The organism is Catellatospora sp. NPDC049609 (assembly GCF_040675365.1).
Classification (GTDB): Bacteria; Actinomycetota; Actinomycetes; order Mycobacteriales; family Micromonosporaceae; genus Catellatospora.
Genome location: NZ_JBFAOU010000232.1, coordinates 1 through 10,765, shown reverse-complemented (window position 1 = coordinate 10,765; position 10,765 = coordinate 1). Strand labels below are relative to the sequence as shown.

Below are 10,765 nucleotides of genomic sequence, written 5' to 3'. Positions count from 1 at the left end.
CGGTGCGCCCCGGGGCGCACGCCGCCGTCAGCAGCACCTCGCGCAGCTGCTCCGACAGCCTGCCCCACCACTGCTGGTGGGCGGCGTCGACGAGCGGGCGCACGGCAGCGGCCAGACCGTCCTGGTCGTGGACTCGCCAGTGCGCGATCGCGGCCAGCACCCGCTCCACGGTCGGCACCGACCAGTCGCCCGCCAGCAGCGCCGACAGCTCCTCGACGAGCTGCGGCAGCGTCTGCAGCGGCGGGCCGAGCGGCGCCGGTACGGGCACCGGCAGCGTCACCGGCACGGGCAGCTCCCGCACCTCCTCTGGCGGGGCGAGCAGCGCCGCGATCTCGGCCGCGTGCTCGGGCCGCCGCCGCGCCGCCTGGCGCAGCCAGGTCGCCTGCGCCTTCGCGAGCGTCTTCTCGGGACGGGCGAGCGCCACCTCGGCGACGTCACGCACCGTGTCCCAGCCGAGCGCCCCGGCCTCATCCGCGGCGCGCAGCGCCCGCTGTGCCAGGCCCGCCACGGTGGGGCTGCCGGTCTCCACCAGCCGCACGTAGTCGGCGGCGCCCGCGGCCGTCTCCGCCGGTGCGGGGGCGAGCTCGTCGTGCAGCCGGGCGTACCCGCGCAGCTCGCCCGGCCGCCCGCCGCGCAGCAGCCGGGCGCGGCAGCCGTCGAGCAGCTGTACGCGCACCGCCGGGTCGTCCTGGCTCAGCGCCGCCAGCGAGCGCAGGAAGCCGCGCCCGCCGTACGTCTGGTCCAGGCGGGGCCCGAGCCGGTCGTGGGTGAACACGGCGGGCAGCAGCTCGGCCGTGTAGGGGCTCTTGCGCAGCTCGGCCTGGGGGTCGGCGGCCTCGCGCACCTGGTCGATCCAGCCGCCGACGAACTGCTCGTTCGTGGGTGCCGGGCAGCCGCTCTCGCGCACCAGCGCGTCGACGAGGTCCCAGTTGCCGCCCTCGGCGGGCAGCCGCTCGGCCATGGCGTGCGCCAGGTCGCCCACCCACGGCACCGCCCGCAGCCGCAGCGCCTCCAGCATGCGCGCCTGCTCGGCGGACAGGTCGGTCCAGCGCATCTCGCCGCGGCTGAGCGCGGTGGCGGCTTTCTTGGCGGTGGAGGCACAACCCGCCAGCGCGACGGCGTACGCCCCGTGGCGGCGCTGCCATGCCCGCCAGTCCCGCCAGTCCGAGGCGCGCCGCTGGTGCGCCACGACGTCGGTGAACACGGCACGGCGCTGCTTCTCGTCGGCCGCCCGCACCCAGTCCAGCACCCGCTGCGGCGACGACGTGTCCAGCGCGTGCCGCAGCTCCGCCCACGACCCGGTCAGCGCCCGCCCGGCCGCATCCGCGCCAGCCGCCGGCTGCACGGTCGCGGCGCTCGGCTGCGCCGTGGCCGTCGACTGCGCGGGCGTGGCCGTCGGCGGCAGGGTCGTCATCGGCTGCGCGATCACGACGCGGCCCCGGTCAGCGTGCCGGCGAGGGTCAGGGTGACGGCGAGCTGGTGGCGGCAGGGGCCCCGGTCGCCGCGGTGCTTGGCCCACCAGGGGCAGGTGCACCCGGCGGGTGCTCCGTCCGCGAGCCGCACCTGGTACGTCGCGTCGTTGCCGCGTACCAGAGCCAGGTCCGCGGTGACGGTGACCGCGCCCGCCGCGATGAGCGAGCGCGCCCCGGCCAGGCGCGGGTTGAGCTTCTCGGCGGCGGCCGGGAACGGCATCACGCGGTGGAAGTACGTCGCCTCGGCCACGTCGTAGCCGACCCGCCCGGCGGTGCCCAGCAGCGCCAGCCCGGAGCGCACCCGCTCGGACGGCAGCCCGGTGGCGACGGCCAGCGCGTCGGTGTCGAGGGTGGGCGCCAGCGCGAGCACCTCGCTGATCCGGTCGGCGGCGTCGGCGACGTCGTCGGCGGCCAGCGACTCCAGCACGGCGCCCTCCCCGGAGAAGCCGCGGTACGGCTCCGGCGACAGGGTCAGCGACAGCCGCAGCGTCGGCGTGGCCAGCTCCCAGACCGAGGCGACGGGGCCGCTGCCGGGGCGCACGGCCGGGCCGTACACGGTGAGCGTGCCCGCGTGGCGGACCAGGCCGCGCAGCGCGCCCAGCCGGTCGGTGCCGGCCAGGCAGACCGCACCGGGCACGGCGCGGGCGGTCAGCCGCAGGCCCCGCCCGGCCGGCACCACCCACAGCGTGTCGCGGCCCTTGGGCAGGCGGCGCAGGAAGTCCGCGGCCTGGGCGGCGTCGACGCGAAGCCGCGGCTCCATGCCCGCCGTGATCGCGTGCACCTGGGCGAACCCGCGCAGCCAGCGCCCCGGCAGCGGCACCTTGCGCTCGACCACCGAGCCGTCCATCGTGGACACGGTGAGGTCCTGCGGGCCGACGGCCAGGTGCAGCGGGTCGAGCCCGCCGACGCGGGCCAGCGCGAGCTGCAGCGGCACGTTGACGTCCACGTTGGTGGTGCCGTGCTCGGGCCGCTCACCGTCCAGACCGGACGGGAGCACGTCCATCCGCGCGTAGACCCCGCAGCAGCCGCTGAACGACTCGAACCGCAGCATCTCGTCGCTGCCGGTGACGACCGGGTCGAGGCTTGCCCAGTCGGTGCGCTGGAAGTAGCGCGCCCGGGCGACCTCGGCGACGGCCAGCAGGCCCTGGGCGACCGTCTGCGGCGTGGTCATGAAGCCGTCGAAGAACCGGGGGTGCGTCCCGCTCCCGCCGGACGTCTGCAGATCGAGGCCCTCCGCGGTCAGCGCGGAGGACCTCGCGTACGAATAGGTGGCTACCGACATGGGCGCCACCGTAGGAAGGGGCTACGACAGTTCGGGGAACCAGAGCTTGATCTCGCGATCGGCGGACTCGGCCGAGTCGGAGGCGTGCACGAGGTTCTCGCGATTGGACAGCGAGAGGTCGCCGCGGATGGTGCCCGCGGCCGCGGCCCGGCCGTCGGTCGCGCCGACCAGGGCGCGGATCACCGCGATGGACTGGTCGCCGGAGACGATCGCGGCCACCAGCGGGCCGGCGGTCATGAAGTCCTTGAGCGGCGGGTAGAACGCCTTCTCGACGTGCTCGGCGTAGTGCGCGTCGGCGAGCTCGGCGTCCATCGTGCGCAGCACGAGGGCGTCGATCGCGAGGCCCTTGCGCTCGAACCGCGAGATGATCTCACCGACCAGGCCGCGGCGCACCGCATCCGGCTTGATCAGCACGAGCGAACGTTCCGCCACGAACTTCCTCCTTGAAGGCGACACATGTCCCCACCTGCGGCGATGCGAGGCGGGTTCACCAGCCTACCCGGCGGCACTTTTCTCGATCGACGGACCCGCCTAAGGTCATGGATTGAAGACACAGCGTTGCGGGGAGGCGGCGCGCTGTGGTCAGTACACAGCGCTCGGGGAGGCACGCGTTGGCACGGTTGGGGCGTAAACCGGTCCGGCCCGGCCGGGTGACCACCGCCGTGTGTCTCGGCGTCCTGGGCCTGTTCGTCATCTCGATGGCCGCGGGCCTGGGCAGCTGGCCGCTCGGCGCGGTCGGCGTGGCCATGGTCGTGGTCGGCGTGGCGCTGCTCACCACCGCGTCGATGCTCGGCGCCGACAAGGCGTACGTGGCCGGCACGGTGCACGTGGTCAAGGTGTCCGAGCCCCCGGTCAACCTGGAGTTCGGCCGGTGCGAGATGCAGGTGCTGGTGGACGCGCCGGGCCACCCCGGGCAGACGGTGATCATGAACGATCCGCGGGTGCCGGTGCTGAAGTGGCCCGACGCCGGCGACACGCTGCCCGCCCTGGTCGCCGTCTCCGACGCGCGCCGCATCAAGATCCAGTGGGACCGGGTGGCCACCCACGGCGAGCGCTTCGAGCAGGCGTACGAGCACGGCGACGAGGACTTCTCGCACGACCCGGACGAGGACTTCGACGACCCGCACCTCATGGCGGACCACGAGGACGACGACTACGAGCCCGGCCCGGCCTACGGGACCGGCCCCGCGTACGCCGCGGGCCCCGCCTACGGGACCGGCCCGGCCTATGCCGCCGGCACCGCGTACGCGACCGGCCACGACCCTGACGAAACGTTCGTCGGCTACCGCGACGACGACCCGATCGACCTCGACGCGGTGCCCGACACGCCGCTGCCGCGCCGCCCGAGCCCGCACCGGCGCCCCTCCCCCGAGCCGCGCGAGGAGCCGGCGCAGGTCGCGGTGCTGGAGGGCGAGCTCTTCACGGGCGACGTGCCCGGCCCGCGTACGCCGATGGACGCGGAGTCGCCCGACTTCGACTCCATCCACATGATCGACTTCGCGGGGGTGCCGGAGCCCGCCGCGCCGCTGGTGTCGGACACCGTCACCCGGCAGGTGCCGCTGCCCGACCCGGCCGCGACCCCCGCCGCCCGGCTGGACGACGTGCTGGTCGCCACGCCCCAGGCCCGGCCGGCGGTCGCCGGGTCCATCCAGGGCGTCGGTATCACGCTGCTCGTCACCGACCTGGCCCGGTCCCGCGCCTTCTACCACGACCTGCTCGGCTTCTACGAGGTCGACGGCGGCCCGGGCAACGTGGTGCTGGCCTCCGGCGACACCCGGCTGGTGCTGCGCACGGCCCAGGAGCTGGCGCCGGTCAACCGCCGCCACGTGCACCTCAACCTGGAGGTCGGTGACGTAGACGCGGTCTTCCAGGAGCTGAAGGTGCGGGGGGTGCGGTTCACCTACGCCCCGCGCGTGGTCAACCACGGCGAGCGCCTCGAGCTGTGGGCGGCCGCGTTCAAGGACCCCGACGGCCACGGCATCGCCATCATCGAGTGGAAGGCCCGCTGACGGCTCAGCCGACGATGGTGCGCCGGGCGTAGAGGACGTACACCCAGACCAGTCCGAAGATCACGCCGACCACGGCGAACGCCCAGTGCACGAACCCCAGCGCGATCAGGACGACCTGGAACACCGAGACCGCCCACCAGCCCCAGGGGAAGCGCAGCGTGGCGCTGAGCGCCATGCAGACCACGATCGCGATCAGCGCCAGGGTCATCGCCACGGTGCTGCCGCCCGGCGGGCGCAGCACCCAGATCGGCAGCAGCGCCAGCAGCAGCACCAGCGCCTCCATCACCAGTGCGCCCGCGCCGAGCCCGCGCACCGCCCGGGTGGGGTTACGCAGCCCGCTCGGCTTGCCGCCCAGGCTCAGCCGGACGTCGCGCTCGTGCGCCTCACCGGGGCCGTGCCCCGCCGGGCCCTCGGGCGCCGCGCCCGCCGCCGCCTCACCCGGGTTGCCGTTCCTGCTCACGCCCGCTCCTCGCTGCGCCCGCCCGCCGCGGGGCGACGCACGGCACCGTGCCCGCCCATCTCAGATCCTCGCCGCACCCCGATCACCGGCGCAGCAGTTTGCGCGCGTCGGCGACGGTGACCACGGAACCGGTGATCAGCACCCCGACGCCGCTGATGCCGGCGTCGACGTCCTGCTCGGCCAGGGCCACCGCGGCCTCGATCGCGTCCGGCAGCTCCGTGTACACGTGTACGCGGTCCTCGCCGAACACGTCCCGCGCCAGCTCGCCGAGCTGCTCGGCGGGCAGCGCCCGCGGCGACGAGTTGCGCGTGCACACGATCTCGTCGGCGACCGGCTCCAGCAGCTCCAGCACGCCGCTGACGTCCTTGTCGCCGAGCACGCCGACCACCACGACCAGGCGCCGGAAGGCGAACTCCTCGGCCAGCGCCTGCACCGTGGCGGCCATGCCGTGCGGGTTGTGCGCGGCGTCGACCAGCACGGTCGGCGCGCTGCGCACCCGCTCCAGCCGGCCCGGCGACGAGGTGGACGCGAAGCCCTCCCGCACCAGGTCCAGCTCCAGCTGCCGGTTCTTGCCCGCGCCGAGGAACGCCTCGACCGCGGCGAGCGCCACGGCCGCGTTCTGCGCCTGGTGCGCGCCGTGCAGCGGGAGGAAGACCTCGTCGTACACCCCGCCCAGACCCTGCAGGGTCAGCACCTGCCCGCCGAGGGCGAGGTTGCGCTCGACCACGCCGAACTCGCTGCCCTCGCGGGCGATGGTCGCGCCGACCTCGGCGCAGCGCTCCAGGATCGGCTCCAGCGCCTCCTCCGGCTGCGCGGCGCAGATCAGCGTGGCGCCCTCGTGCACGATGCCGGACTTGGCCAGCGCGATGTCACCGATCGTGTCGCCGAGCCACTCGGTGTGGTCCAGCCCGATCGGGGTGATCACCGCGACACCGGCCTGGAGCACGTTGGTGGCGTCCTCCGCGCCGCCCAGCCCGACCTCGACCACGGCCACGTCCACCGGCGCGTCGGCGAACGTCGCGAACGCCAGCGCGGTGGTCATGTCGAAGTAGGTCAGCGGCTCGTCGTTGCGCGCGTCCAGCAGCTCCGCGACCGGCCCGACCTCCTGGTACGCCGCGACGAAGCGCTCCTCGTCGACCGGCTGCCCGTCCAGGCTGATCCGCTCGCGCACCGTCTCCAGGTGCGGGCTGGTGTACCGGCCGGTGTGCAGCCCGTGCGCGCGCAGCAGGCTGTCGATCATCCGAGCGGTGGAGGTCTTGCCGTTGGTGCCGGTGAGGTGGATCGACGGGTACGCCCGCTGCGGGCTGCCCAGCACGTCGAGCAGCTCCTCGATGCGGCCGAGGTCGAAGACCATCCGGGTGAAGCCGCGCCGGTCCAGCGCGGCCTCCACCTCGGCGTACGTGACGTCCTGCCCGTCTGGGGCGGATGAGCTCACGAATGTCACCCTAGCTGCGCGAGCGCGGCGTCGATGCGGGTCAGGTCGGCTTGCGCCGTGGCGAGCCGCTCGCGCAGCTTGGCCACCACCTGCTCGGGCGCCTTGGCCAGGAAGCCCTCGTTGCCCAGCTTCGCGGTGGCCTGCGAGATCTCCTTCTCCGCGGCGGTCCGGTCCTTGGTCAGGCGGGCCCGCTCGGCGGCGACGTCGATGCTGCCCCGGGTGTCCAGCGAGACCGTCACGCCGCCCGCGACCGCGACCGTGCCCGTGGCCGCGAACCCGTCGCCGGGCGCGTCCAGGCGGGCCAGGAAGCGGATCAGCGGCTCGTGCGCGGCGATGCCCGCACCGGCCAGGCCGTCCAGCGCCGCCGCGACCCGCTGGCCGGGCTTGAGGCCCTGGTCGGCGCGGAACCGGCGCACCTCGGTGACGACGCGCTGCAGCGTCTCCAGCTCGGCCTCGGCCGGGTCGTCGATCAGCGCCGGGTCGGCCGCCGGCCACGCCGCCACCATCAGCGACGTGTCGCCCTCGGCCTTGCCCTGCTTCCGCTCGGCAGCTCCGCTGCCGACGAGCGCGCACCACAGCTCGTCGGTGACGAACGGGATGACCGGGTGCAGCAGGCGCAGCAGCTGGTCCAGCACGTGCCCCAGCACCCGGCGGGTGCGCTCGGCCGCGGCCTGGTCGTCGCCGGTCAGCACCGGCTTGGCCAGCTCGACGTACCAGTCGCAGACGTCGTCCCAGGCGAAGTGGAACAGGCTGTCGCAGACCTTCGCGAACTCGTACTCCTCGAAGTATCCGTCGACCTCGGTGATGGTGTGCTGCAGCCGGGACAGGATCCACCGGTCGATCGGCGACAGCTCGGTCGGCAGGTCCCCGTCGGTGTGCGCGCCGTTGATCAGCGCGAACCGGGTGGCGTTCCAGAGCTTGTTGCAGAAGTTGCGCGAGCCCTGGCACCACTCCTCGCTGACCGGCACGTCCGAGCCCGGGTTCGCGCCGCGGGCCAGGGTGAACCGGGTCGCGTCGGCGCCGAACCGGTCGATCCAGTCCAGCGGGTCGACCACGTTGCCGAACGACTTGCTCATCTTCTTGCCGAACTGGTCGCGCACCATGCCGTGCAGCGCCACAGTCTCGAAGGGCACTGCCGAACGGCCGTCCTTGTCTTTCATGGCGTAGAGCCCGAACATCATCATCCGGGCGACCCAGAAGAACAGGATGTCGTAGCCGGTGACCAGCACGCTGGTCGGGTAGAACTTCGCCAGGTCGGCGGTCTGCTCCGGCCAGCCCAGCGTGGAGAACGGCCACAACGCCGAGGAGAACCAGGTGTCGAGCACGTCCTCGTCCTGGCGCCAGCCCTCGCCGGTCGGGATCTCGTCGTCGGGGCCGACGCAGACGACCTCGCCGTCGGGGCCGTACCAGACCGGGATGCGGTGGCCCCACCACAGCTGGCGCGAGATGCACCAGTCGTGCATGTTGTCCACCCAGGCGAAGTAGCGCTTGGACAGCTCGGCCGGCTCGATCCGGGTCCGGCCGTCGCGCACCGCGTCGCCCGCCGCCTTCGCCAGCGGGCCCGTGTTCACGAACCACTGCAGCGACAGCCGCGGCTCCACCGTCGTCTTGCAGCGCGAGCAGTGCCCCACCGCGTGCACGTACGGGCGCTTCTCGGCCACGATCCGGCCCTGCTCGCGCAGCGCGGCGACCACGGCGGGACGGGCCTCGTACCGGTCGAGGCCCTGGAACGGGCCGTGCACCGTGATGATCGCGCGCTCGTCCATCATCGTGATCGACGGCAGGCCGTGCCGCTGGCCGATCTCGAAGTCGTTCGGGTCGTGCGCCGGGGTCACCTTCACGCAGCCGGTGCCGAACGCCGGGTCCACGTGCGCGTCGCCCACGATCGGGATGCGCCGGCCGGTCAGCGGCAGCTCCACCTCGGTGCCGATGAGGTGCTTGTAGCGCTCGTCGTCGGGGTGCACCGCGACCGCCGTGTCGCCCAGCATCGTCTCGGCCCGGGTGGTGGCGACCACGATCTCGTCGCTGTACCGGATGGAGACCAGCTCGCCCTCGTCGTCGGTGTGCTCCACCTCGATGTCGCTCAGCGCGGTCAGGCAGCGCGGGCACCAGTTGATGATGCGCTCGGCGCGGTAGATCAGGTCGTCGTCGTACAGCTTCTTGAAGATGGTCTGCACGGCGCGGGACAGGCCCTCGTCCATGGTGAAGCGCTCACGCGACCAGTCGACGGAGTCGCCCAGGCGCTTCATCTGGCCCAGGATCGCGCCGCCGGACTCGGCCTTCCACTGCCACACCCGCTCCACGAACTTCTCGCGGCCCAGGTCGTGACGCGACAGACCCTCCGCGGCGAGCTTGCGCTCCACCACGTTCTGGGTCGCGATGCCGGCGTGGTCCATGCCCGGCAGCCACAGCGCCTCGAAGCCCTGCATCCGCTTGCGGCGGATCAGCGAGTCCTGAATGGTGTGGTCCAGCGCGTGGCCGACGTGCAGCGAACCGGTCACGTTCGGCGGCGGGATGACGATGGCGAACGGCGGCTTGTCGCTCTTGGCGTCCGCGTTGAGGTGACCGGCCGCTACCCACTGCGCATACCGTCGCTGCTCTACCTCGCCCGGCTGGTACGCGGCGGCGAGTTCGGCGGACTGCGTGGGGCGCGCTTTGCGCGGCGGCTGGCTCAGATCGGTCACCCGCCAAGTCTACGAAGCGTCCCAGGGTCCACCGCTGGCAGGCCGCCGCTTGCTAGGCTCCGCGAGTCGGCGGAAGGGTTGGTCACATGGCAGAGCAGGACGAGACGGTACGCCCCGAGCCGGGCGTGGCCGAGGAAATCCCGCAGTACGCGCGCCCCGCGGTGCGGCTCATGCCCGCCGCGACGCCGCCCGCCGAGGACGACCAGCCCGCCGCGCACAGCAAGCGCCGGCGCTGGACGCTCACCGCGATGGCCGTGCTCGGAGCCGGGGCCATCGCCGCCGCGTTCACCCTCGGCCCGACCCTGGTGCGCATGAGCCAGCAGAACGACGCCGTGCTCACCATGCCCGACAAGATCGACGCGTACGCTCGCGACGACAGCGCCGAGGCCAAGGACACGGCCGGCTACCTGCTCACCGCGCTCGCCGCCGACATCGAGCTCGACACCACCGCCGCCGCCATCTACACCGACCCGGCGCTCGGCCCCGCCAAGAGCGTCATGGTCTTCGGCGGCACCACCAGCATGTTCAGCCCCGAACGGGAGCTGGACACGGTGCTGCGCCTGATGGACGACGAGACCGGCGGCGTCACCGGCCTGCGCGACTTCGAGCCCGGCGACCTGGGCGGCGTACTCAAGTGCGGCTCCGCCGACGCCCCCGACGGCCAGCTGGCGGTCTGCGGCTGGGCCGACCACGGCAGCATCGCCCTGGCCCTCTTCCCCGGCCGCACCCCCGACGAGGCCGCCCCCCTCCTCACCACCATCCGCACCGCCTCCCTAACCCGCCCCTAACCCCTCCCCCGCCGGGGGCTTTGCGTTGATCATGAACTTATGGGCGTGTTCGACGGCGTGTCGCTGCCCTAACTTCATGATCGATGAGCTGGGCATGGCCGCGGCAGGGTAGACGGCCGGCAGGAGTGAGCCGTCGGGGACGCTGTCGGCGGGTTCTGGGCGGCCTGATGCGCCGCCTGTGGTGCTTCAGAGGTCGGCGGGCCCCATGAGGCGTTCGGCGATGACTTCGCGCAGGTTGGCGCCGTCCCACCGAACCCCGCTGCATCCGGTGTCAAGCAGGCCCAACGGGAGGTCCGCGGGCCTGCCATGCGCTGGCAGGTGCGGTGGAACAGCCGCACGACGACGGTGCGGAATCGCAGGCCTTGACGATGACTGGTCCTCCACGTCGCGGCCGCGCGGAACTGCAGGATGTGCCGTGGCGGCCGAATGCCCACGGGGACGCGCGACCGATTCGGCGTCCGATGCGTGAGCTCGAGAAGGCGCCCTTCTGCTAAGCACGGCATGACATGGAGAAGGCGCCCTCCCCTTTCTCGAAAAGGGGGTTAAACGCGATCAGGCCCACCCCTTTAGGGGTGGGCCTGATCAGCGATGTTTGTCCGGCGGCGTCCTACTCTCCCACAACCTCCCCGTTGCAG

At 73.2% G+C, this 10,765-nt stretch carries 7 protein-coding genes and 1 pseudogene; 2 read left to right on the top strand and 6 right to left on the bottom strand.

Annotation, left to right across the window (positions count from 1 at the left end; genetic code table 11):
- The 3 genes and pseudogenes from AB0J67_RS36140 to ndk all read right to left on the bottom strand — a co-directional run.
- Positions 1–1,414 (bottom strand): annotated as a pseudogene (locus AB0J67_RS36140) (hypothetical protein); the annotation flags it as partial.
- Positions 1,415–1,425: 11 nt separating this feature from the next.
- Complete coding sequence (locus AB0J67_RS36135; RefSeq protein ID WP_363489443.1) at positions 1,426–2,754, bottom strand: SWIM zinc finger family protein; 1,329 nt, start codon at positions 2,752–2,754, stop codon at positions 1,426–1,428.
- Between the two features lie 21 nt (positions 2,755–2,775).
- Positions 2,776–3,186, bottom strand: coding sequence for a nucleoside-diphosphate kinase (gene ndk / locus AB0J67_RS36130; RefSeq protein WP_363489441.1), 411 nt, complete (start codon positions 3,184–3,186; stop codon positions 2,776–2,778).
- 179 nt (positions 3,187–3,365) lie between these two features.
- Between ndk and AB0J67_RS36125 the strand changes: the two genes are divergently transcribed.
- The gene (locus tag AB0J67_RS36125) at positions 3,366–4,763 is read left to right on the top strand and encodes a VOC family protein (RefSeq protein ID WP_363489439.1); all 1,398 of its coding nucleotides are present in this window, start codon (positions 3,366–3,368) and stop codon (positions 4,761–4,763) included.
- 4 nt (positions 4,764–4,767) lie between these two features.
- Here the strand turns inward: AB0J67_RS36125 and AB0J67_RS36120 are convergent, their stop codons facing one another.
- The 3 genes from AB0J67_RS36120 to AB0J67_RS36110 all read right to left on the bottom strand — a co-directional run bounded on the left by AB0J67_RS36120 (position 4,768) and on the right by AB0J67_RS36110 (position 9,333).
- Positions 4,768–5,223, bottom strand: a complete 456-nt coding sequence (locus AB0J67_RS36120; RefSeq protein WP_363489437.1) for a DUF4233 domain-containing protein — start codon at positions 5,221–5,223, stop codon at positions 4,768–4,770.
- Between the two features lie 82 nt (positions 5,224–5,305).
- Positions 5,306–6,577, bottom strand: a complete 1,272-nt coding sequence (locus AB0J67_RS36115) for a folylpolyglutamate synthase/dihydrofolate synthase family protein (protein WP_363489447.1) — start codon at positions 6,575–6,577, stop codon at positions 5,306–5,308.
- Between the two features lie 86 nt (positions 6,578–6,663).
- Positions 6,664–9,333, bottom strand: coding sequence for a valine--tRNA ligase (locus tag AB0J67_RS36110; protein WP_363489445.1), 2,670 nt, complete (start codon positions 9,331–9,333; stop codon positions 6,664–6,666).
- Between the two features lie 95 nt (positions 9,334–9,428).
- Between AB0J67_RS36110 and AB0J67_RS36105 the strand changes: the two genes are divergently transcribed.
- Entirely contained in the window at positions 9,429–10,130 is a 702-nt protein-coding gene (locus AB0J67_RS36105) for a hypothetical protein (RefSeq protein ID WP_363489435.1), read from the top strand.
- Positions 10,131–10,765 lie beyond the last annotated feature (635 nt).

Excerpts from the sequence above, each read along its gene's own strand:
- AB0J67_RS36135 (WP_363489443.1), bottom strand. The coding sequence starts at position 2,754 with ATGTCGGTAGCCACCTATTCGTACGCGAGGTCCTCCGCGCTGACCGCG.
- AB0J67_RS36115 (WP_363489447.1), bottom strand. The coding sequence starts at position 6,577 with ATGGTCTTCGACCTCGGCCGCATCGAGGAGCTGCTCGACGTGCTGGGC.
- AB0J67_RS36105 (WP_363489435.1), top strand. The coding sequence starts at position 9,429 with ATGGCAGAGCAGGACGAGACGGTACGCCCCGAGCCGGGCGTGGCCGAG.